Genomic DNA, 22,152 nt, shown 5'->3' on the forward strand with positions numbered 1-22,152 from the left:
AAAGGCCGGAGACCGGCCTTTTTTAACTAAGCCTGGGGCGCTTCGCTGGCCGGCTCTTCGCCCAGAGCGGGCTCGACCGGAGCTTCGGCCGATGCGCCGACGTCGACGCCGAGCGCGCCCTGCTGACGAGCGATGCCGTCGATGGCAGCCTTGGCAATCAGGTCGCAATAGAGCTGGATGGCGCGGGCCGCGTCATCGTTGCCCGGGATCGGATAGTCGATCTTGTCCGGGTCGCAGTTCGAATCGATGATCGCGACGACCGGGATGCCGAGACGCTTGGCTTCGAGGATCGCGATCGCTTCCTTGTTGGTGTCGATCACGAACATCAGGTCCGGGGTCGAGCCCATGTCCTTGATGCCGCCGAGAGCCTTGTCCAGCTTCTCGCGCTCGCGGTCGAGGTTCAGGCGCTCCTTCTTGGTGAAGCCCTGGGCTTCGCCGGCGAGCATCTCGTCTAGCTTGCGCAGACGGGCGATCGAGTTCGAGATCGTCTTCCAGTTGGTCAGCATGCCGCCGAGCCAACGCGAGTTGACGTAATACTGAGCCGAACGCTGGGCAGCGTCAGCGACGATGTCAGAAGCCTGACGCTTGGTGCCGACGAACAGGACGCGGCCGCCGCGAGCGACGGTATCGGAAACCTGCTTGAGCGCCTGGTTCAGGAGCGGAACCGTCTGGCTGAGGTCGATGATGTGGATGTTGTTGCGGGCGCCATAAATGTATGTCGCCATCTTCGGGTTCCAGCGGTGGGTCTGGTGGCCGAAGTGAACACCAGCTTCCAAGAGCTGGCGCATGCTGAAATCAGGCAGTGCCATTCGTTATTTTCCTTTCCGGTTGGCCTCCACGGATTTTGACGGTTCGGGCCAAAGCCCTTGCGCCACCGGAGGTCTTGGCCGGATTTCTCCCGGAAAAGACCCATATCCGTGTGTGGAATGCTGCGGCACATACACGGGTCGCTGGTCGAAAGCAACACAAAGCGGTAAAGATGCAGAGCGAGACTTGCTGCCTTGTAGCGGTTGCGGGGTCAGAGGACTGCAACTCCTTGCACCGGGTTCGATTCCGGGTGAGGCCTCCAGCCGCTCTTGCCCTCCCACATCAAACCGTCATGAAATTGAGATAACAGCGCCGGCAAACCGCCGAATTTCCAGAGCCGGACAAGCCTTTCATGCCCGAATCCAAGAGCCCGCACCGAGGAACTCCTGTCGAAGTTTTCTTTGCTTTCTTCAAGCTCGGCTTCATCTCCTTCGGCGGTCCCATCGCGCATCTCGGCTATTTCCGCGACGAATTCGTCGGCCGGCGCAAATGGATCGACGACAAAGCCTATGCCGAACTCGTCGCGCTGTGCCAGTTCCTGCCGGGGCCCGCTTCCAGCCAGGTCGGATTTTCCCTCGGCCTGTTCCGGACTGGCACACTTGTCGGCGGATTGTCGGCATGTCTCGCCTTCACGCTGCCGTCGGCCATTCTCATGGCAGCACTCGGGCTCGGGGCCGCGAGCTTCAGCGGCGAAACGGCGGATGCCCTGCTGCATGGCTTGAAACTGGTTGCGGCGGCAATCGTCGCGCAAGCGGTCTGGGGCATGGCGAAAAGCCTCACACCGGACCTGCCGCGCATCGGGATCGGTGCGGCAGCACTCCTCCTGGCTTCCCTGTTGGCAGGTGCCGCCGGCCAACTCGGCGCCATCGTGCTGGGAGCAATTGCCGGCATGTTCCTCTGCGCAGGGCATACCCCGCTTGCCCGCGAGGGCCGGTTCGTCCCGGTGTCGAAGCGGTCCGCATGGATTGCGCTGACGCTTGCAGCCCTGCTGTTCATCGGCTTGCCGGTTTTGGCGCAGCTCGCAATGTCGCCGTTCCCGGCCTTCTTCGAGGCCTTCTATCGCTCCGGCGCGCTGGTGTTCGGAGGCGGTCACGTCGTGTTGCCGCTGCTCGAAGCTTCGGTTGTAGCGCCGGGTTGGGTCAGCGCGGATAGTTTTCTCGCCGGATATGGCCTGGCGCAGGCCATGCCTGGCCCGCTGTTCACCTTCGCCGCCTATCTGGGCGCCGCAGCCGTGCAGCCGCTGGGCGGAATCGTTGCGGCCTGCCTCGCGCTGATGGGCATCTTTTTGCCCGGCCTGCTTCTGGTCTACGGCGCCCTTCCCTTCGCAGCCGACCTTCAAGCGAGGCCGAAAGCAGATGCGGCGATTCGCGGCGCCAACGCCGCCGTCGTCGGTATTCTCGCGGCGGCTCTATACGATCCGGTGCTGCAGGCGGCAGTGTTGAGCTGGCAGGACGCAGCGATAGCCGTCGCGGGCTTCTGTCTGCTGGTCTACGCGCGTATCCCGTCCTGGGCCGTGGTCGTCGTGTTGCCGTTGGCCTCGCTGGCGCTATCCTAACGCGGCTTCTTGCCGCCTCGGACCCGCACCCGGCGAAAGATCTCGACGATTTCCTGCCGGCTGCTTTCCACGGCACCCAGCCGGACCGCGCGGTCACGCTCCAGGCCGGTAATGTCGTAATGCGGCGCCGAGGTCTTTGGCGGTCCCTGGTAGGACGAGCGCTTTATGCCGAGTTGTGCCGCAAAGCGGTGCAATTCAACCTCGTCGTCGGCCAGAAGATGACACCAGCGCCGCCCGGCGAAATGCCAGATGGCAGCATCGACATAAACCGCCATGTCGGACTTCAGGCTACTGGTCGCATGTCTCGCCGGCGGGCGGGTTGTCGAAAACGGTCAGGTTGACCAGTTTGCCGGTGATGGAGAAATCGCCATAGTCCATCGTCATATCGCGGGTCAGGCCGTTCTCATGCAGCTTGAAGCTGATGCGATAGGTCGGAACTTCCTCGCCGCCCTCGCCTTCCGGATTGAAGTAGGCGATATCGACCGGCCAATACTTGTCCTTGGACAGGCCGGCCAGGGCTGAAACCTCCGGGTCGGAGCTCGCCGTTTCGGCTTTCTTACCCACGATCACCGTCGTCGTCATGATCTTGTCGGCATCTTCCGAGCCATCGAACAGCGTCGTCTCGTAGAAGGTCTCGCCCTTCTCCGCATTGTCGATGAGTTCAACCAGGTGCTGCGTCGGAAACTGCGTCGCCGCCAAATCCAGTTTCTCGGTCTCGGGTTTGTCGATGGACACTTTGAGACCGTTACCCTCGCTCGTCGCGGTCCCCTTCACTTCACGTTCGAGCTGCTGGTCGACGAAGGATTTCGTGGCGAAGGAGAAGGATTTGCCGCCGGCTTCCTCGAAGGTCGTCGTCTGCTGGTCGGTGACCCGAGACGATTCGCCATTTTCGATGTTGGTGACGAAGCGGAATTTGACGGTATAGCCCTCGCAGGCCGAGCCGTTGAATTCATAGACCATGCGGCCGCTCAGCGACGTGATTCCCGACCGGTCAGAGGCTTCATCGAGCGCTACGTCATAAACCGCGCGGTGCGGGACGAGCACCGGCGTGGCCGACGCGTAGCCGACTGCGGATGCCGATGAGGCCAGGGCGAGAACTGCTAGGCGCACAACGCGCATGGGGATGCTCCGGACGTTTGGCCGGTCAGGCCGCTTGAAATGATGGTCCACGTTAAAAAAAGTCATGGCGGAAGCGAGGCAAACATAGCAGTTTCGACACTGCGTTCGCCTTCGCAGACGCACACTACGTCGAAACTAGGAAAAGATCATGAGCGACACAATCGAAAAGCGGCTTGCCGGGCTCGGCGTTACCTTGCCTGTCGCAGCAGCACCGGCGGCCAATTACGTGCCGTTCATGCAGAGCGGTTCGCTGCTGTTCACCGCCGGCCAGCTTCCGCTCAAGGATGGCAAGCTGCTCGCGACCGGTCTTCTCGGCCAAGATGTCGACGTGGCTGCCGGACAGGAAGCTGCCAGGCAATGTGCGATCAACATTCTGGCGCAGGCGAAAGCGGCGCTCGGCGATCTCGAGAAAATCGTGCGTCTCGTGAAGATAACGGTTTTCGTGGCTTCGGCACCCGGCTTTACCGAGCAACACCTTGTCGCCAATGGCGCCTCCGATTTCCTGGTTGCCGCCCTGGGCGATGTTGGCAAGCATGCACGCGCTGCGGTCGGCGTCGCCTCGCTGCCTTTGAACGCCGCCGTCGAGATCGAAGCCATTTTCGAGACCGAGTAACGCCATGACCCCCGCTCCCTCCTGGCTGACCGCGCGGCCCATCGCCCATCGCGGCTATCACGACCTCAACAAGACGCGGTGGGAAAACACGCTGTCGGCCTTCTCCGCCGCCGTGGACAACAACTTCGCCATCGAGTGCGACGTCCACCTCTCGTCGGACGGTGTGCCAGTGGTGTTCCACGATGACGATCTGAAGCGCCTTGCCGGCGTCGAAGGCTATGTCTGGCAGCGCACCGCGGCGGAAATGGGTGCATTGCGCATCGGCGGCACCGATGACCACGCCCCCACGCTCGACGAAATGCTCGCCTTCGTGTCTGGCCGCGTCCCGTTGGTCATCGAACTCAAGGGCACTCCCGGCAAGGATGACGGGCTGGTGGCTGCGGTGGGCGAAAGACTGGCGCGCTATGACGGACCGGCCGCCATCATGTCCTTCGATCATTGGCTGATCCGCGATTTCGCCAGCAAGGCGCCCGGCATTCCCGCCGGTCTGACGGCATGGGGCGACAAGAACCATGAGTTGGAAGCGCATTTTTCCATGCTGGCGCACGGGATCTCGTTCGTCTCCTATGGCGTGGTGCACCTTCCCAACCGCTTCGTCTCCTTCGTGCGCGACAAGCTCTCTATGCCGGTGATCACCTGGACGGTGCGAGATCACGCGGCGGTCAGAACGACCTTCGACTATGCCGACCAGATGACGTTCGAGGGATTCGATCCCGATTCCGCACCGACCGCCTGATGGGTGCTTGTATCGCCACAGTCTGAGGCTAGATATTCGGCTATGGCAAAACGCATGGACGATGACGGAGCGGGCGAGGAATTTACGATCCGCGTCGTCTCCGGTATGGATAATTTCGGGAGCGACGAATGGAAATCGCTTTCCGGAACTTCTAAAGCCAATTTAGCAATTCCGTATAACCCGTTCGTTTCGCACGAGTTTCTGTCGATTGTAGAAGAATCGGGTTGCGCATCGTCGAAGTCAGGTTGGCAGCCGCAGCACCTTCGTCTGGAAGACAGCCGAGGACGTCTTTTGGGCGCCGCCTTCTGTTATGCGAAGTCGCACAGCCAGGGCGAGTATGTCTTCGACCATGGCTGGGCCGATGCCTTCGAACGGGCCGGCGGCCGATATTATCCCAAGTTGCAATGCGCCGTGCCGTTCACGCCGGCGACCGGGCCGCGCCTGCTGGTCGCGCAAGGCATGGATAGAGCTTCCGTGCAGGCAGCGCTCGCGCAAGGGCTTGCCACCTTGACGGACCGGCTGAGCCTGTCTTCGGCCCATGTGACCTTTGCGACCCTGGAAGAGGCCGAGGTGCTCGAGCAATGCGGCTATCTGCACCGCAACGATCAGCAATTTCATTTCTTCAACGAGGGCTTTTCAAGCTACGAGGATTTCCTCGACACGCTCGCCTCACGCAAGCGCAAGAACCTGCGCAAGGAGCGCCGCGAAGCGCTTGAGCCCGGCATCTCCATCGAATGGCTGACGGGCAAGGATCTGACCGAGCGTGTCTGGGACGATTTCTACGCCTTCTACATGGACACGGGCGCACGCAAGTGGGGCCGGCCCTATCTCAACCGAACCTTCTTCTCACTGATCGGCGAACGCATGGCCGACGACACGCTGCTGGTCATGGCCAAGCGCAACGGGCGCTACATCGCCGGCGCCATCAATTTCATCGGCTCGGACACGCTGTACGGTCGCAACTGGGGCTGTATCGAAGATCACCCCTTCCTGCATTTCGAGGTCTGCTACCATCAGGCCATCGACTTCGCCATCGACCGAAAGCTTAAGGTGGTGGAGGCCGGGGCGCAGGGGGAACACAAGCTGGCGCGCGGCTATCGGCCGGTAACCACCCATTCGGCGCACTACATCTCCCATCCCGGTCTGCGGCACGCCATCGACGACTATCTGCGCCGCGAGCGCCTTGAGGTCGCGCGCGCGGCCGAGTATCTCGAAGAGCATGGCCCCTTCCGCAAGGGAGAGAGAACCGACGCCGACGCCCGCGACGACGATTGACCGGCACGTCGAGCGACATGCACAATTGCCCAACACGATTCATTGCCCACGAAATCCGGGGACCGATATGGCAGACTACGATCAGAACAATGTTTTCGCCAAAATCCTGCGCGGCGAACTGCCTGCCCACAAACTCTACGAAGATGACGACACATTCGTTCTGATGGACATCATGCCGCGCGGCGACGGCCATTGCCTGGTCCTGCCCAAGAAGCCGTCACGCAACCTGCTGGATGTCGACGCCGACAGTCTGGCGGCGGTGGCGCGAACCACGCAGAAAATGGCGATTGCGGTGAAATCGGCCTTTTCGGCCGATGGCGTGACCGTCCAACAGTTCAACGAGACGGCAGGCGGCCAGGTCGTGTTCCACCTGCATGTGCATGTGATCCCCCGCTTTGAAGGCGTCTCGCTCAAGCCGCATACCGGCCAGATGGAAAAGCCGGACATTCTGGCGGCGAATGCCGAGAAGATCAGGGCTGCTTTGGGTTAGAAACCCAGGACTATACCGATTTCGAGCACGCCTATTGCCACCGCGATCCCCAACAGCACGTGGCGGCCCAACCCCAGAAAGGCGGCAAAACCGGATGCCATGGCGGCCAGTCGCAGGAGCAGGCCGGTGTTGGCCAGTTCTCCGCTTGGAAAGACGACGAGATTGCCGATGACGGCGGCGACCAATGCGGTGGCTACACAGCGCACCAGCACCAGAGCATCCGATTCGTCGGAAATCCGGCCGCCGAAATAAACGCCGAGAAAGCGCCATGTGTCGGTCGCGAGCCAGCCGCCGACAAGGATGAACAGGAACGGCCACCACCAGGCATCAATGGACTGGAATGTCACGCGGCGGCCCTCGCCTGTCTCTTGCGATGAAACAGATAGGCGATGCCGCCGCCGACGGTCCCGGCGATCAACAGATCAAAGCCTGGAACGACCAGATGCAACAACGGTCCCAGCACGATGCCGACGACCATCGCGACATGGCTCGCCCGTTCGCGTGCCGAGCCCCACAGCGACAAAAGGAAATAGATCGGCGTGATCAGGAACAGTGCGGCTGCGACCGCCGGCGGCAATTCATCGGCCACGGCGTAGACGACAGCGACGACGCCCATATTGACGACCACCAGCGTCCAGCCGAGCCCGCCATAGAACACAGTGCGCATGTCGCGCGGAACGCGCCTGAACCGCTCCATGGCGAGCACCCAGGACGTCACCGCGACGCAGTGGGATAGCAGATAGAGCACCCAGGAGCGCGTTTTCGGCGTCCGCATCTCCGGCACAAGGGCTACGACCATCGGCATCAGCCTGACGGACGACAATGCCACGGCGAAGGCCGCGGCCGGCAGCGACGCACCAGCGACGATGTTGCCGATCAGAACGACATTGGCGGGCAGCGCCCAGACCGTCCCCACCATGAACACGGCTTGCAACAGGCTGATGCCGGATTCTTTCGCCAGCCCACCAAAACCGATGAAGGCGCTGCTGAGGATCAGGCCCGGCACGGAGAAGGCCGTGGCCATACCGCGCAGGAGCCAATACAGGGAACGCCGGCCGGAGCCTGCTTTATCGTCTGAAGTCTCGGACATAGCAGCCGATTACCACAAGGTGCGGGACGTAGCGACGCGCAATCTGGCCGTCATTCCATGCCAGCCACGATCATCGCTTGCGCCACGCCATAAACGAAAACGGGCCCGCTTTCGCAGGCCCGTCTTTGCGCGTTTCCGGGCTCTATCAGCCCTTGCGCGGAAGTTGCGGAACAAGGCTGCGCTTGCTTCCGCCTTCCTTGCCCTTGGGCTCGGTGGTCTTTCGCTTGGGCGTGGCGGCAGCTTTCTTGGCAACAGGCTTTTTCGCCTTTGCCTTGCGCGCCGCCGGCTTCACCGGTTCTTCCTTCTTCGGCTTGACCGGAGCCTCGTCGGCCAGCGACTCGAGCTTCAGGCCGGTATCGCCGGTCTCCTTCTTCTCGACGGTGACGCGCACCGTGCCGCCCTTCTTGAGCTTGCCGAAGAGCACCTCGTCGGCCAGCGGCTTCTTGATGTGCTCCTGGATGACCCGGCCCAGCGGACGCGCGCCCATGCGCTCGTCATAACCACGGTCGGCAAGCCAGGCGATGGCCTCGGGTGCGAGGTCGAAGGTTACGCCGCGTTCGGAAAGCTGCGCCTCCAGCTGCATCACGAACTTCTCGACCACCTGGTGGATGACCGGGATCGGCAACGAGCCGAACGGGATGATCGCGTCGAGACGGTTGCGGAACTCCGGCGTGAACAGGCGGTTGATTGCCTCCACGTCGTCGCCTTCGCGCTTGGACGAGCCGAAGCCGATCGCCGCCCTCTGCATGTCGGACGCGCCCGCATTCGTGGTCATGATCAGGATCACGTTGCGGAAGTCGATCTGCTTGCCGTTGTGGTCGGTCAGCTTGCCGTGGTCCATGACCTGCAACAGGATGTTGAACAGATCCGGATGCGCCTTTTCCACCTCATCGAGCAACAGCACGCAATGCGGATGCTGGTCGACGCCATCGGTCAACAGGCCGCCCTGGTCGAAGCCGACATAGCCGGGAGGCGCACCGATCAGACGGCTGACGGTGTGACGCTCCATATATTCCGACATGTCGAAGCGGATCAGCTCGACGCCGAGCGAAGCCGCGAGCTGCTTGGCAACCTCGGTCTTGCCGACGCCCGTCGGGCCGGAGAACAGGTAGGAGCCAATCGGCTTCTCCGGTTCACGAAGTCCGGCCCGCGCCAGCTTGATCGCAGCGGACAGCGCGGTGATCGCCGTATCCTGACCGTAAACGACGCGGCGCAGTTCCGTCTCGAGACCGGCCAGCACCTTCTCGTCGTCGGCGGAAACGGTCTTCGGCGGAATGCGCGCCATGGTGGCGATGGTGGCTTCGATCTCCTTGATGCCGATCGTCTTCTTGCGCTTGCCTTCCGGCAACAGCATCTGCGACGCACCGGTTTCGTCGATCACGTCGATCGCCTTGTCCGGGAGCTTGCGGTCATTGATGTAGCGTGCGGACAGTTCGACCGCCGCCTTGATGGCATCGGGCGTGAACTTCACCTTGTGGAAGTCTTCATAATAAGGCCGCAGACCCATCATGATCTCGACCGCATCGTCGATGGAAGGCTCGTTGACGTCGATCTTCTGGAAGCGACGGACAAGCGCCCTGTCCTTTTCAAAGAACTGGCGGAACTCCTTGTAGGTGGTCGAGCCGATGCAGCGGATCGCACCCGACGACAGCGCCGGCTTGAGCAGGTTGGACGCATCCATCGCCCCGCCCGAGGTGGCGCCCGCGCCGATGACGGTGTGGATCTCATCGATGAACAGGACGGCGCCCGGATAATCCTCGAGCTCCTTGACGACCTGCTTCAGCCGTTCCTCGAAATCGCCGCGATAGCGCGTGCCTGCCAGCAGCGTGCCCATGTCGAGCGAGAAGATGGTGGCGTCCAGCAGGACTTCCGGGACATCGCCCTCCACGATCCGCTTGGCCAGGCCTTCGGCAATCGCCGTCTTGCCCACGCCGGGGTCGCCGACATAGAGCGGGTTGTTCTTCGAGCGCCTGCACAGCACCTGGATGGTGCGGTTGATCTCAGACTCGCGCCCGATCAGCGGATCGATCTTGCCGGTGCGCGCCTTGACGTTGAGGTTGACGCAGTAGGCCGTCAACGCGTCCTGCTGCTTCTTCTTGCCGCCATCCTCGCCATTAGCCTCGGGGCCGGCGCTGCCATTGCTTTCTTCCTCGGCGCCGCGCGGCGACCGGCTTTCGGAAGCGCCGGGGCGCTTGGCAATGCCATGGGAGATGTAGTTGACCGCGTCGTAACGGGTCATCTGCTGCTCCTGCAGGAAATAGGCGGCATGACTTTCGCGCTCGGCGAAGATCGCGACGAGCACATTGGCGCCGGACACTTCCTCGCGTCCGGAAGACTGCACATGGATCACCGCGCGCTGGATGACGCGCTGGAAGCCGGCCGTGGGCTTGGAGTCCTCGTCATAGCCGGTGATCAGATTGTCGAGTTCCGTGTCGATATAGGTCAGGACGGTCTGGCGAAGCTCGTCCAGTTCGACGTTGCAGGCCCGCATGACGGCCGCGGCTTCCTGATCGTCGATCAGCGCGAGCAGAAGATGCTCGAGCGTCGCATATTCGTGATGACGCTCATTGGCGAACGTCAGCGCCTGGTGAAGCGCCTTTTCTAGGCCTTGGGAGAAAGCCGGCATTCGAACCTCACTTCTTCTCCATCACGCATTGCAGCGGATGTTGATTTTGACGGGCGAAATCCATGACCTGGGACACTTTGGTCTCGGCCACTTCGAACGTGTAGATGCCGCATTCCCCAACACCGTGGTTGTGTACGTGCAGCATGATGCGTGTTGCGGCTTCACGGTCCTTCTGGAAAAAGCGTTCGAGTATGTGAATCACAAACTCCATGGGCGTGTAGTCGTCGTTAAGGATCAAGACGCGATAGAGGCTAGGTTTTTTCGTTTTGGTTTTGGTGCGCGTGATAACAGCCGTACCGCGACCCGGCCCGTTGTCCTTGTTGTCGCCGCCCTGCATTTTCGACATCTTCAAAGCGTGCCACCCGCCAGTCACTTAGCTTCACCTCTACGCCGCGTCTGGCGTCCTTCATCATGTAGGTGCCCAGCTTCGGATTTTAAGCCCTTCTGTCGCGGTGACAATACGGCGTGTGGCTAAGCCCCTTCCCGATTGTGTGTGCGGACGAAAAAAACATTCCGAAACGCAACAAACCCGACTGCGAGCGACGCAGCCGGGTTTGTTGCCCGGATCGGTTCGATCCTGAGCACGTCGAAATCGGAATCCTGGCTATTTGGCCTTGGCAACGAACGACTCGAAGGGCTTGTAGGCTTCCTTGGCAAGGCTGGTGTAGAGCTCGCCGAATTTGCTCGCTTCAGCGACGAGGCTTTCATAGCTCTGCTTTATATAGTCGGACTGGATAGCGATGACGTTTTCAATGGATTTTGCCGTCGATAGCTTTTCGAAGGCGGCGGTGCCGGCCTCAAAACTCTTTTTCGTATAATCGCTCGCCTCGGTGGCAATCGCCTGTGCCCCTTTGGAAAATGAGGTCAAGCTCATCATGCCGGTATCGACGAATTCTTTTCCGTATTTGCTGAAATCTTCATAAGTCTGGGACATATCCGCATCCTTTGTTCCGCTACGGCCAAAAAGGTCAAAAAGCATTGTGCAACGCATAAAAGACTATGGTGCGGCGCACAAACTGTCAATCTTTCGCCTCATTTCGATAACGGCTCGGCGCAGCGCCCCATGGTTAACCGCCTTTAACGAAAATTCGAATAAACCTTCGCCCAAATGGTGAACGCGCCGGTTACCATAAACGGATTGGTAACGACGCATCCCTAAAGTCGGTCCCGATGAGGCAGGAACCTTTGCCGTCTCCGGGTCCAACAACAAAACAAGGGTGTAACGGTGCGTCAGGCGTTGTCGAAAACTACGATCAAATCCGGTTTCTTCTCGTTCCGATCTCTCGCGATCGTTGTGGCAACGGCTGTCGGCGTGTGTGCCCCCGCCGCCGCATGGGCCAATTCGAAATATGCCGCCATCGTCATCGACGCGCGCACGGGTCAGACCCTGTATTCTTCCAGTGCAGACGAAGCGCGGTTCCCGGCGTCGCTGACCAAGATGATGACGCTGTACCTCACCTTTGAGGCCTTGGCTGCCGGCAAGATCAACAAGTCGAGCCCCGTCACCTATTCCGCCAAGGCGGCGGCCGAATCGCCGACGAAGCTCGGCGTGCGCGCCGGCGGCTCCGTCTCGGTCGAGACAGCTATCCTGTCGCTGGTTACCCGCTCGGCCAACGATTCCGCCACCGCGCTCGGCGAGATGCTTGCCGGCTCTGAGCAGAATTTTGCCCGCGCCATGACTGCTAAGGCGCGCAGCCTCGGCATGGCGGGCACAGTGTTCCAGAACGCCCATGGCCTACCCAATCCGGCTCAAAAGACGACCGCGCGCGACATGGCCAAGCTCGGCATCGCTCTGCGCGAGCATTTCCCGCAATATTACGCGTATTTTTCCACCCGTTCGTTCAAATACGGCAAGCAGACTATCCCCAACCACAACCGCCTGCTTGGACGTGTCAAGGGCGTCGACGGCATCAAGACGGGCTACACCCGCGCTTCCGGCTTCAACCTCGTCTCCTCGGTTTCGGAAGGCAATCGCCGGATCGTCGCTGTCGTGATGGGCGGTACCAGCGGTGCCGCGCGCGACAACCAGATGGCCGACCTGATCGCAGCGTATCTGCCCAAGGCGTCTACATCCGGCGGCGGCGCGCTCATCGCCCGGTCGGGTGCTGGAACTGCGACGGCTGCGATTGCCAGCGTCATGCTGCCCCACAGAAACGTGCCCACGCCCGATAGCCGCCCCGGCAGCGTCGAAGCCGTTCTCGCCCAGGCTCCGATGCCGGTTGCGCCGGTCCGCCGTCCCGCGAAATCAGTGCCGACGGCCGAGGCTGTCATCCAGGCCTATGCAGCGCCCGTTTCAGAAGAATCGGTCGATCCGGTCAGCACCGGCTCCATCCCCACCGGCTGGTCGGTCCAGGTCGCCTCGTCGCCGAGTGCCGCCGAAGCTCAGGCTTTGCTCGACGCCACCAACCGGCAGGCATCGGCCGTGCTGGCCTCGGCGGCCGGCTACACGGTGCCGTTCGTGAAGGACGGCGTGACCTACTACCGCGCCCGGTTCGGCGGCTTCTCGTCGAAGGATGCGGCGTGGAACGCCTGCACCGCGCTCAAGAAGCAGAAGATCGCTTGCTATGCCACCCAGCAATAGGCGTGGCGGAACCGCTGAAGTGCAGTCTCCAGGAATGTTGTGTGTCGAGGGAGAGTTAGTCGTGATCGGAGAGAAGGATATCCTTAGCCTCGTTGATGCGGGACGCAAGGAAAGACGAACCGCCGAGGTCGGGATGCAGGCGCTGCATCAGGCGTCTATGCGCCTTTCGGATGTCCGCCGTGGCGGCCCCCGTTTCAAGACCAAGGATCTTGTAGGCCTCCTCCTTAGTCATGGCGCCAGAACTTGGCGGAACACCCTGCCGGTTGCCGTCGTCAGGCTTCGCGTGTTCTCTCCAGAGGGGAAAACGGCCGTCAAGATAGGTCTCAAGTAACTGCCGGCTGTCATGGTCGGAGAAAAGCTCGCTATAGAGTTTGACCAGATCCTGCTCGCCGAGTTCGGCGAGCGTCTTGCCTTCCTGGTGTCCCGCGAGAACGAAGCCGTCGAGACCGCCGCTGTCGTGATCCAACTCCATTTCCAACGCAGCCGTGCGTACCGTTGACCGCCGCCCCGGCGTTCTGGCCGCAGCACGCTTCCGGCCCTGAGACGTGTACCATCCTATAGCGAGGGTGAGGATGCCGCCGCCAATGGCGGCGCGGCCGGTCAGCAGCAGAATGGCGCCGACGGCGCCGAGCACAATTGGACCTGCCGAAGGCAACACCCTGGCGAGCTTTGCCGCATCCAGCCGCAGGAAAAAATAGATCAGCGCCAAAAGCGCGATCACGGCAGCAAGAAGCGCCAGCACCACCGTCATGTCCCTCCCCGCAGATGCTCGATCAGCAGACGATCCTCCTGCCGGTCCCGCGCTTGAAGCGCCGGCAAGCCGCCAGTTGCAAAGACCGCGATAGACGAGAGAAGGCGCGCCAGATGGTCGGCGGCGTTGCGGTCGAACCGGAACCACGCGCCTTTGGACAGGCGAGCGACCTCCTTCATCGCGCGGCCGGCGACATCGTCCCGTCCCTCCTGAAACACGAAGACGGGCGTGCCGAGCAAACCAAGTTGCCCGGCCTTGTCGGCGAGATCGTCGACGCTCTCTTCCACCGCATCGCCGATATAGACAAGGGCGCTGACCTTCGAGCGGGCGGTTTCCTTCAACGTATGGGACAGAACCTTGCCGATCTGGGTGTGGCCGGCGCGGCAGTCGATGGAACTCATCAATTTCTTGAGAGCGCCGGTGTCGGTGACGAATTTCGACGCGCGGCATTCGCCGAAGCCACGGAAATAGACGAGTTGAACGTTGAGCCCGCCCGTACGACCGACGGCATCGAACATCTCGCCCTGCAAATTGCAGGCAAGGTCCCAGGTTGGCTGGCGGCTCATGGTTGCGTCAAGCGCCAGGACCAGCCGTCCGCCGCCCTGTTGCTTGGTTGCCATGGCCCGCGCCTGGCGCACGAAGGCGTCGACAGCCTTCGAATCCGATCGCTCGACGGGTTTGCCGGTGTCTGTTCCGGTGGAAACTGATTTGCCGCTCATAAGCGAAGAAGATGTGCTGTCGCCGAGGCTCTTGCAACCCCGCCGCGATGCTGCATCAGGTCACAGCAGCCCAAGTTCCGCGAGTTCCTTGCGCAATTGCGCCGGCACGGCGGCGAGGCCGCTGCTGGTGTCGCCGATATCCAACGGAGCATCTTCGGGCTTCAAATAGCGCCATCCCTGGAAGGCGCGACGCGGCTGCCAATCGGTGCGGACAACCGTCGGTTCGAGCACGAGGTGACAACGACCGATGCCCTCGCTGTCGGTGAACGGACGAATGTCGATGATTCTCTGGCGGCACTGAACATTCGCCTTGATGACCCAGTAGAGCGAGCCGCCATCGGTGATTTCAGCTGCGCGGGTCGGCACCATGCGGGTGGTGTGATATTGTTCGACCGGCTCGCCATTGCGGCGTTTCTCGTCGAGCCGGAAGGCAATCCACTCTTCCAGATCCTCGACGCTGTCGCAGCCGACGCACAATTTCAACATGTTCAAGGCCATGACGACGAGGTTGTAAACCGCTGGTGCCGAGCGTCAATGCCGGAGAGAGTTATGCACAGCGGCTGTGCTCAGCATTCGACCACATTGACGGCGAGCCCGCCCAGGCTGGTTTCCTTGTATTTCTCGTTCATGTCGACGCCGGTCTGACGCATGGTTTCGACGGCGGCATCGAGCGGCACGAAATGCGTGCCGTCGCCCTTGATGGCCAGCGATGCGGCCGTCACGGCCTTGACCGCGCCCAGCGCGTTGCGTTCGATGCACGGCACCTGGACGAGGCCGCCAATGGGGTCGCACGTCATGCCGAGATGGTGTTCGAGCGCGATTTCAGCCGCGTTCTCGACCTGCGCAGGTGTGCCGCCCATCACGGCGCAGAGGCCTGCGGCCGCCATGGCCGAAGCCGAGCCGACTTCGCCCTGGCAGCCGACTTCGGCGCCCGAGATCGAGGCGTTTGTCTTGATGATGCCGCCAATGGCGGCCGCCGTCAGCATGAAGTCGCGGATCGAGTCCTTGTCGGCCTCGACGTGAAAATGCAGCCAGTAGCGCATGACAGCCGGCACAACGCCCGCGGCGCCGTTGGTGGGGGCGGTGACCACCTTGCCGCCCGCCGCGTTCTCCTCGTTCACCGCCATGGCGTAGATCGACAGCCAGTCATTGGCCAAAAGCGGATTCGGCCGGTTGAGCCGCGATTCGTCCTGCAGCCGCTCATGCAGATGCTTGGCGCGCCGCTTCACCTTCAACCCGCCGGGCATGATGCCCTCCTGCGCGAGACCGCGATCGATGCACGAGCGCATGGCCCCCCATATCGCATCGAGCCGTTCATCGAGTTCAGCCCGGCTGACGAAGGTCTCCTCGTTGGCGCGTTTCATCTCGGCAATCGACAGTCCGGATTTGCTCGCCATCGCAAGCATCTCGGCTGCGTTGCGGAACGGATAAGGCACCCGCTTTCCACCGTCAGGGGACGGGCCGGCCTTCCCCTTCATGCGCTGCAACTCTTCCTCCGACACCACGAAGCCGCCGCCGACGGAATAATAGATCCGCTTCAGCAGCAGCCGGCCGTCCGCGTCGTAGGCATAAAACGCCATACCGTTGGCATGACCCGAAAGCGGCGTCTTCCTGTCCAGCACGAGATCGCTGTCGGGATCGAAGCCATAGCTTGGGCCGTTCTTTGGCGAGACGCGTTTCTCGCGGCGTATCCTGGCGATGATCCCCTCCACGGCATCGGGGTCGATGCCGACGGGCGTATGTCCATCCAGCCCGAGTATGACGGCCTGATCGGAGCCGTGGCCGATTCCGGTATAGGCAAGCGAGCCATGCAAGCTCGCGCCAACTCTCGCAACCTTCGCGCCTGCGGGCCGCGGCCAGTCGTCGGAGGCGACTTCATCGAGAAACCGGGCAGCCGCGGTCATCGGCCCCATCGTGTGGGAACTCGATGGGCCGATACCGATCTTGAAAAGGTCGAAGACAGACAAAAACACGCAATGGCCTCCTGGCTGTGGCCCTCCATCATCGGGTGACAACGATCGGCACGCTGTTCGGCGAACGACAGATATGAGCAGGTCGCGACATCATCGCAAGGCCGTAACGCAAAAGCGCGGGCCGATGACCCGCGCTTGCAGAAACACCTGGGAAGGAGCCGGTTACTTCGCTGCGAGCAATGCCGCCGTATCGGAACCGCTGCTGATCAGCCAGGCGAGCAGGAGGAAGCCTGCAAATCCAAGCATCGCCTTGGCCGTAACACCCCAGCACGACTTGTTGACGCCATCATCCATGATTTATGCGCGAGCCCTGTTCTTTATGATCGTGAACGCAACAGATGGGAGGAAAGTTGCTGTCCTCTGTTGCCGCTCAGTAGCGTTTAATCGCCCTCTTCGCAATTGCAAAAAGTGGCGAAATCGCGGCATTTTCGGATGTCCGCATGTGGAGAACTATCCGCCCTTTAACGGAATCAACGTGTTGTGATAGGATTCTGATTTATCAGATCGTAAGAGGTATGGCATCTTTACGGCGCCGTCTCTCTGTCACCTCGATCCAGCACCGTGGGTTCATCATGTCGGTCGGCACCATGCCCCTCTCCCTCGGCGACTATGTTGCGCTGGTTTTGTTTCTGATTGCCTGGCAGTGTCACTCGCTGGCGGTGGGAGCGCGCTGTTCAAGCGCAGGTCGCTGACCCAGGCGATGAACCTGCAGCGCGGCATATGGCTCGAAACCATGGCGCGGCGCGAGGTGCGCATCGTCGACACCAGCATTATGAGCGGACTGCAGCAGGGCACGGCATTTTTCGCCTCGAGCTCGCTCATCGCGCTGGGCGGGTGCTTTGCGCTTCTGGGAGCATCCGACAACGTGCTCGGCCTGCTCACCGATCTTGCCATTACCGAGGCTCCGTCGCGCCGGCTCTTCGAAATCAAGGTGATCGGGCTGATCCTGATCCTGGCCTATTCGTTCTTCAAGTTCGGCTGGGCCTATCGGCTCTTCAACTATTGCACGATCCTGCTGGGGGCAGTGCCGATCGTACATAGCGCCGGTCCGCTCGACGCAGCCACGATCGCCGCGATTTCCCGCGTCACGCGCATGAACGTGCTTGCCGGCAAGCATTTCAACGCCGGCCTGCGCGGGGTGTTCTTTTCGATCGGTTATCTCGGCTGGTTCATCGGGCCGCAGTTTCTGCTTTTGACAACGGCGCTCTTGCTGTTCGTCCTGGTGCGGCGCCAGTTCTTCTCGGCCGCGCGCCTTGCGGTCATCGATCAGCCGTCGGAAGGGCCTGGAAACGGCTCATCTATCCGGCCTGACAGCCAGTAGGCCAAAAGTCCGATCCACTCGCGCATGCCCAGCGTAACGTTTTGGATGGAATCGATGGCGTTGTCGGCAAAGACGCCGACGCCTTCCTCGCCCGATGTGCGGTAGTCCGTCGGCCATGGCGTGACCTTGAAGCCGGCCTTCTCGAATAGCGCCATGGAGCGCGGCATGTGGAAGGCCGATGTCACCAGAAGCCAGGTGTCTTGAGGCTGCGGCGCGACCAGTTGCTTGCTGAACTCGGCGTTCTCATAGGTGTTGCGCGAGCGGTTCTCCAGCACGAGCCGGCCCCGTTCCACGCCGAGCGCCTCGAGCAGGCGCGGCGCGGTGTCGGCATCGCCCTCCCCGTCAAGCACCATCGAGCCGTTGCCGCCAGAGACAACGACCTTCGCTTCGGGATAGCGGCGGGCGAGGATGGCGGTTTCAACGAAGCGGTCACCACCGCTGTTGAGCTCATAGCCGCCACGGGCGAGATTGATTGCACCCTCGAAGCCGCCGCCGAGCACGATGATGCCGGCAATGGCGGCCGGCGGCTCAGGGCGCTGGTAGCGGTCTTCGAGCGGCGTCATCAGCATCGCGCCGAGGGACGTCCAGACGCCGAGAACGAGAATCAGCAAAGCGACCGTGGCGCAGCTCATAAACACACGGCGGCGACCCAACAGGCCGGCAACGACGCCGATGAACAGAAGCAGGATGACGAAATTCAGCGGCTGGGCAAAAAACCAGAAGATTTTCGACAGATAGAAGAACATTCACTCTCCGCAGATTGTCGGCGGCTCCGGCAGGCTGCTACCGGCTGCCGCCAAGCTGAAAGAGCTTACCACCACTTTTCCGGCGTGAAGCGGCCCGCCGCCTGCTCGATCACGCCTGCGGTCTGGAACAGCGTCTCTTCGTCGAACGGACGGCCGATCAGTTGCAGGCCGAGGGGCAGGCCGCGCGCGTCGAGGCCGGCGGGAACGGCAATGCCGGGCAGGCCCGCCATGTTCACCGTCACAGTGAAGATGTCGTTGAGATACATCTTCACTGGATCGGCCGCCATGTCCTGGTCGGCGACGCCGAACGCGGCCGAAGGCGTGGCCGGGGTCAAAATCACGTCGATGCCGTTGGCAAAGGCTTGCTCGAAATCGCGTTTGATCAGCGTACGCACCTTCTGCGCCTGCAGGTAATAGGCGTCGTAATAGCCGGCCGACAGCACATAGGTGCCGATCATGATGCGGCGCTTCACCTCGCGTCCGAAGCCGGCGGCGCGGGTGTTCTCGTACATGTCGGCAATATCCTTGCCCGGCACGCGCAGGCCGTAGCGGACGCCATCATAGCGGGCGAGGTTGGACGAGGCTTCCGCCGGCGCCACGATGTAGTAGGCCGGCAGCGCATATTTGGTGTGCGGCAGGGAGATGTCGACGATCTCCGCGCCAGCATCCCTAAGCCAGGCGATGCCCTTCTGCCACAGCGCTTCGATTTCCTCAGGCATGCCCTCGACGCGGTATTCCTTCGGGATGCCGATCTTCATGCCCTTCACAGAGCGCCCGATGGCCGCTTCGTAATCCGGTACCGCCATGTCGACGGAGGTGGTGTCCTTGGCATCTACCGAAGCCATGGATTTCAGCATGATCGCGGCATCTCGCACGTCGCGGGCAATCGGTCCCGCCTGATCGAGCGAAGAGGCGAAAGCCACCGTGCCCCAACGCGAGACGCGGCCATAGGTCGGCTTGATGCCGACTGTGCCGGTGAAGGCGGCAGGCTGGCGGATCGATCCGCCGGTATCGGTCGCCGTCGCGCCGGCGCACAGCCGGGCCGAGACAGCGGCAGCCGAGCCGCCTGACGAGCCGCCGGGCACCAGATCGGCATTCGAACCCTTGGCGCGCCAGGGGTTGATCACCGGGCCGTAATAGGAGGTCTCGTTGGACGAGCCCATGGCGAACTCGTCCATGTTGAGCTTGCCGAGCATGACGGCGCCGTCGGCCCAGAGGTTGGCTGTGACGGTCGATTCGTAACGCGGCTTGAAGCCGTCGAGAATGTGGCTGCAGGCCTGGGTGTGGACGCCTTCCGTGGCGAACAGATCCTTCACCCCCAGCGGGATGCCTTCCAATGCACCGCCCTCGCCCCGCGCCAGCTTTTCGTCGGAAGCAGCGGCCATGGCCCGCGCCTTGTCGTGCGTGACGGCGATATAGGCGTTGAACGCCGGATTGGCCGCATCGATGGCGGTCAGATAGGCATCGGTGAGTTCGCTTGCGCTGAACGCCTTGGACTTCAGCTGGTCGCGCGCCTCGGCGATTGTCAGGGCTGTCAGGTCGGTCATGGTGAAATCCTGTCAGTGCGCCGCGACTGCGAGGCGCTTTTCGTAAAATGCACTAAAGCCTGAATCCGGATAGTCGAGCACGGCGCCGCAGCGAGTGAAGCCGGAGCGTTCATAAAGCCGCCAGGCATCGCCAAAACCATCGCCCATCCCGGTCTCGAGCACGAGACGGTCAAGCTTCTTCTGTTTCGCCAGTTCCGTGATCGCGTCGAGCAACGCGGTTCCAACCTTCTGGCCTCGCACCGCGGGCAGCGTATACATGCGCTTGACCTCGCCGAGCGTTCCTCCGTGGAGCTTCAACGCCCCGCAACCGACCGCTTTTCTGTCCTCGTCGCGGGCAACGAATACAATCGTGTCCGATCCCGCCATCTGCTCCACGGTCATCTTGAACTGGAACTCGACCGGCGAGAGCGGCAGCAAATGCGCGTTGAGGAGCGCCACCAGCTCGCGCACATCATCCTGCAGCGGTGTCTCGATAGCAACCGTGACCGACATCGCCGGCCTATTCCACGACCTTGGGGACGAGGAAAAAGTTCTCGTCGGTCGCCGGCGCGTTGGCGACGATATCGGCTGTCTTGCTGCCATCGGTGACGACGTCCTGGCGCTTCTTCATCGCCACTGGCGTCACCGACGTCATCGGCTCGACGCCGCTGACGTCGACTTCATTGAGCTGTTCGACAAAGCCCAGGATAGCGTTGAGTTCGCCGGTCATGCGCTGCGCATCGTCCTCGCTCACCGCGATGCGGGCGAGATGCGCGACGCGCTTGACGGTTTGAATATCTACGGACATCGAAAACTCCGGATCGCCGGGAAACAAGACAGAGCCGGGCTATACAAGACGCGCCGCGCAACAATCAACATCAAGTTGATTTTTCAATCCGATGTTGATTGCTCTTCTTAGAACTCGATGCTTCCGCCGACTTCCGGCAAAGCCACCTTAATGCCCGTGCCTTCCATCGCGTCGACAAATTTTTCCGCCGTCTGGTCGATGATCGGAAACGAGCCGAAGTGGCACGGAATGACCGTCTTGAACTTGAAGAAGCGCTGGCAGGCGAGCGCGGCCACCGCGCCGCCCATGGTGAAGCGGTCGCCGATCGGAACGATGCCGATCTCGGGTTGATGCAGTTCGTTGATCAGCGCCATGTCGGAGAAGATGTCGGTGTCGCCCATGTGGTAGAGCGTCGGCGCGTCGGAAAAATGCAGGACCAACCCGCCCGGATTGCCGAGATAGACGTTGGTTCCGTCATCCAACTCGCTGGATGAGGAATGCAGGGCCTGGACGAAGGTGGTCGTGAAGCCGCCGCAATCGACCGTGCCGCCGATATTGCCGGGATTGATCTGTTTGTCGCTGACGCCCTGGCCGACGAGGAACATGCACAGCTCGAAATTCGCCACCAGCATCGCGCCGGTCTTCTTCAGGATTGCAGCGGCATCGCCGACATGGTCGCTATGACCATGGGTGAGAAGCACATGGGTGACGCCCTCGGCCGCAGTTTCCCACGGCTTGTTCCATGATGGATTGCCGCTCAGGAATGGGTCGATGATGATCTTCGCGTCCGCTGTTTCGATGCCGAAGCAGGAATGGCCGTACCAGGTGAGTTTCATGTTGGAGAGGTCTCCTCGCTTTTTTGCAGGGCAGAAGATAGAACGCGGCGGCGTCATGTCAAAAGGGAAAGCCGCGTGCCCGTTCTACAGCTTCCGGAATTGCCTGCCTTGCTCGGCAAAGGCAAGACGCTTGCCGGCATCGATCTCGGCGAAAAGACCATCGGTCTCGCCGTATCCGACCGATCCTTGTCTTATGCGCATCCACGCACGGTGATCAACCGGCGGAAGTTCACGCTCGACGCAGCAGCGCTTCTGGCCGCGCTCAAGAAGGAAGACTGCGCCGCTGTGGTGATCGGCCTGCCGCTCAACATGGACGGCTCCGAAGGGCCGAGCGCGCAGCGGTCGCGCGCCTTCGTGCGCAACATGGCCAATCTCAGCGACCTGCCCTTTCTGTTCTGGGACGAGCGTTTGTCGACCGTCGCCGCCGAACGCGCGCTTCTCGAAATGGACGTTTCGCGCCGCAAGCGCGACACCCGCATCGACTCGGCTGCGGCTGCCTTCATCCTGCAGGGGGTTCTGGACCGTCTGCATGCGATGGGGTCGTCCGTCGAAGATAGATAGTCGAAATGCCCTGTCTTCGACCATTGGCAAATACATGATT

Annotated in this window: 25 protein-coding genes and 1 pseudogene; 8 read left to right on the forward strand and 18 right to left on the reverse strand. The window is 61.7% G+C overall.

Annotation, left to right across the window (positions count from 1 at the left end; genetic code table 11):
- Positions 1–26: 26 nt before the first annotated feature.
- On the reverse strand, positions 27–809 hold the full coding sequence (gene rpsB, locus ICI42_RS16755) for a 30S ribosomal protein S2 (protein WP_188165737.1): 783 nt from the start codon (positions 807–809) through the stop codon (positions 27–29).
- Positions 810–1,159: 350 nt separating this feature from the next.
- Here rpsB and chrA point away from each other — a divergent pair, with 350 nt between their 5' ends.
- On the forward strand, positions 1,160–2,362 hold the full coding sequence (gene chrA, locus ICI42_RS16760) for a chromate efflux transporter (protein ID WP_188165738.1): 1,203 nt from the start codon (positions 1,160–1,162) through the stop codon (positions 2,360–2,362).
- On the opposite strand, the gene ICI42_RS16765 is transcribed toward chrA, so the two are convergent.
- Positions 2,359–2,637, reverse strand: coding sequence for a DUF4031 domain-containing protein (locus tag ICI42_RS16765; protein WP_188165739.1), 279 nt, complete (start codon positions 2,635–2,637; stop codon positions 2,359–2,361). The genes chrA and ICI42_RS16765 overlap by 4 nt on opposite strands.
- A gap of 13 nt (positions 2,638–2,650) precedes the next feature.
- Entirely contained in the window at positions 2,651–3,481 is an 831-nt protein-coding gene (locus ICI42_RS16770) for a cell envelope integrity EipB family protein (protein ID WP_188165740.1), read from the reverse strand.
- Between the two features lie 148 nt (positions 3,482–3,629).
- On the opposite strand from ICI42_RS16770, the gene ICI42_RS16775 reads away from it, so the two are divergent.
- The 4 genes from ICI42_RS16775 (at position 3,630) to ICI42_RS16790 (ending at position 6,595) form a co-directional block, all read left to right on the forward strand.
- On the forward strand, positions 3,630–4,094 hold the full coding sequence (locus tag ICI42_RS16775) for a RidA family protein (protein WP_188165741.1): 465 nt from the start codon (positions 3,630–3,632) through the stop codon (positions 4,092–4,094).
- A gap of 4 nt (positions 4,095–4,098) precedes the next feature.
- Positions 4,099–4,830 carry a glycerophosphodiester phosphodiesterase gene (locus ICI42_RS16780; RefSeq protein WP_188165742.1) on the forward strand — a complete coding sequence of 244 codons (732 nt, stop codon included), beginning with the start codon at positions 4,099–4,101 and terminating at the stop codon, positions 4,828–4,830.
- A 42-nt stretch (positions 4,831–4,872) separates the two neighbouring features.
- Positions 4,873–6,105 carry a GNAT family N-acetyltransferase gene (locus tag ICI42_RS16785; RefSeq protein ID WP_407945175.1) on the forward strand — a complete coding sequence of 411 codons (1,233 nt, stop codon included), beginning with the start codon at positions 4,873–4,875 and terminating at the stop codon, positions 6,103–6,105.
- Between the two features lie 67 nt (positions 6,106–6,172).
- Complete coding sequence (locus ICI42_RS16790; RefSeq protein ID WP_188165744.1) at positions 6,173–6,595, forward strand: HIT family protein; 423 nt, start codon at positions 6,173–6,175, stop codon at positions 6,593–6,595.
- Here the strand turns inward: ICI42_RS16790 and ICI42_RS16795 are convergent.
- The 5 genes from ICI42_RS16795 to ICI42_RS16815 form a co-directional block, all read right to left on the reverse strand.
- On the reverse strand, positions 6,592–6,942 hold the full coding sequence (locus ICI42_RS16795; protein WP_188165745.1) for an AzlD domain-containing protein: 351 nt from the start codon (positions 6,940–6,942) through the stop codon (positions 6,592–6,594). The genes ICI42_RS16790 and ICI42_RS16795 overlap by 4 nt on opposite strands.
- Entirely contained in the window at positions 6,939–7,685 is a 747-nt protein-coding gene (locus ICI42_RS16800; RefSeq protein WP_188165746.1) for an AzlC family ABC transporter permease, read from the reverse strand. Before ICI42_RS16800 ends, ICI42_RS16795 begins: the two co-directional genes overlap by 4 nt.
- A 145-nt stretch (positions 7,686–7,830) precedes the next feature.
- On the reverse strand, positions 7,831–10,311 hold the full coding sequence (gene clpA / locus ICI42_RS16805; RefSeq protein ID WP_188165747.1) for an ATP-dependent Clp protease ATP-binding subunit ClpA: 2,481 nt from the start codon (positions 10,309–10,311) through the stop codon (positions 7,831–7,833).
- A 7-nt stretch (positions 10,312–10,318) separates the two neighbouring features.
- The gene (gene clpS, locus ICI42_RS16810) at positions 10,319–10,648 is read right to left on the reverse strand and encodes an ATP-dependent Clp protease adapter ClpS (protein WP_188165748.1); all 330 of its coding nucleotides are present in this window, start codon (positions 10,646–10,648) and stop codon (positions 10,319–10,321) included.
- Positions 10,649–10,915: 267 nt separating this feature from the next.
- A complete protein-coding gene (locus tag ICI42_RS16815; RefSeq protein WP_188165924.1) occupies positions 10,916–11,245 on the reverse strand; it encodes a phasin family protein in 330 nt (109 codons plus the stop codon).
- Positions 11,246–11,548: 303 nt separating this feature from the next.
- On the opposite strand from ICI42_RS16815, the gene ICI42_RS16820 reads away from it, so the two are divergent.
- Positions 11,549–12,892 (forward strand): SPOR domain-containing protein, encoded by a 1,344-nt coding sequence (locus ICI42_RS16820; protein ID WP_188165749.1) that lies wholly within the window; start codon positions 11,549–11,551, stop codon positions 12,890–12,892.
- Positions 12,893–12,947: 55 nt separating this feature from the next.
- On the opposite strand, the gene ICI42_RS16825 is transcribed toward ICI42_RS16820, so the two are convergent.
- The 5 genes from ICI42_RS16825 to ICI42_RS23980 form a co-directional block, all read right to left on the reverse strand.
- Positions 12,948–13,643, reverse strand: a complete 696-nt coding sequence (locus tag ICI42_RS16825; RefSeq protein WP_188165750.1) for a DnaJ domain-containing protein — start codon at positions 13,641–13,643, stop codon at positions 12,948–12,950.
- A complete protein-coding gene (locus ICI42_RS16830) occupies positions 13,640–14,362 on the reverse strand; it encodes a VWA domain-containing protein (RefSeq protein ID WP_188165751.1) in 723 nt (240 codons plus the stop codon). The genes ICI42_RS16825 and ICI42_RS16830 overlap by 4 nt, the downstream gene beginning before the upstream one ends.
- Before the next feature lie 60 nt (positions 14,363–14,422).
- A complete protein-coding gene (locus tag ICI42_RS16835) occupies positions 14,423–14,860 on the reverse strand; it encodes a DUF1489 family protein (RefSeq protein WP_188165752.1) in 438 nt (145 codons plus the stop codon).
- Between the two features lie 68 nt (positions 14,861–14,928).
- Positions 14,929–16,335, reverse strand: a complete 1,407-nt coding sequence (locus ICI42_RS16840) for an L-serine ammonia-lyase (RefSeq protein ID WP_188165753.1) — start codon at positions 16,333–16,335, stop codon at positions 14,929–14,931.
- A gap of 162 nt (positions 16,336–16,497) precedes the next feature.
- Positions 16,498–16,629, reverse strand: a complete 132-nt coding sequence (locus ICI42_RS23980; RefSeq protein WP_269140784.1) for a hypothetical protein — start codon at positions 16,627–16,629, stop codon at positions 16,498–16,500.
- A gap of 278 nt (positions 16,630–16,907) precedes the next feature.
- Between ICI42_RS23980 and ICI42_RS16845 the strand changes: the two are divergent.
- A pseudogene (locus ICI42_RS16845) lies at positions 16,908–17,656 on the forward strand (DUF599 domain-containing protein).
- On the opposite strand, the gene ICI42_RS16850 reads toward ICI42_RS16845, so the two are convergent.
- From ICI42_RS16850 to ICI42_RS16870, 5 genes are all read right to left on the reverse strand, one after another.
- Positions 17,602–18,402, reverse strand: a complete 801-nt coding sequence (locus tag ICI42_RS16850) for a YdcF family protein (RefSeq protein WP_188165754.1) — start codon at positions 18,400–18,402, stop codon at positions 17,602–17,604. The pseudogene ICI42_RS16845 and the gene ICI42_RS16850 sit on opposite strands and share 55 nt — an antisense overlap.
- A gap of 65 nt (positions 18,403–18,467) precedes the next feature.
- The gene (gatA, locus tag ICI42_RS16855) at positions 18,468–19,949 is read right to left on the reverse strand and encodes an Asp-tRNA(Asn)/Glu-tRNA(Gln) amidotransferase subunit GatA (protein WP_188165755.1); all 1,482 of its coding nucleotides are present in this window, start codon (positions 19,947–19,949) and stop codon (positions 18,468–18,470) included.
- 12 nt (positions 19,950–19,961) lie between these two features.
- Positions 19,962–20,441 carry a GNAT family N-acetyltransferase gene (locus ICI42_RS16860; protein WP_188165756.1) on the reverse strand — a complete coding sequence of 160 codons (480 nt, stop codon included), beginning with the start codon at positions 20,439–20,441 and terminating at the stop codon, positions 19,962–19,964.
- 7 nt (positions 20,442–20,448) lie between these two features.
- A complete protein-coding gene (gene gatC, locus ICI42_RS16865; RefSeq protein ID WP_188165757.1) occupies positions 20,449–20,736 on the reverse strand; it encodes an Asp-tRNA(Asn)/Glu-tRNA(Gln) amidotransferase subunit GatC in 288 nt (95 codons plus the stop codon).
- Between the two features lie 107 nt (positions 20,737–20,843).
- Positions 20,844–21,551 (reverse strand): metal-dependent hydrolase, encoded by a 708-nt coding sequence (locus ICI42_RS16870; protein WP_188165758.1) that lies wholly within the window; start codon positions 21,549–21,551, stop codon positions 20,844–20,846.
- Positions 21,552–21,626: 75 nt separating this feature from the next.
- Between ICI42_RS16870 and ruvX the strand changes: the two genes are divergently transcribed.
- Positions 21,627–22,112, forward strand: a complete 486-nt coding sequence (gene ruvX / locus ICI42_RS16875; protein ID WP_188165759.1) for a Holliday junction resolvase RuvX — start codon at positions 21,627–21,629, stop codon at positions 22,110–22,112.
- The last annotated feature ends 40 nt before the right edge of the window (positions 22,113–22,152 follow it).

The organism is Oryzicola mucosus, assembly GCF_014534685.1.
GTDB classification, from domain to species: domain Bacteria; phylum Pseudomonadota; class Alphaproteobacteria; order Rhizobiales; family Rhizobiaceae; genus Oryzicola; species Oryzicola mucosus.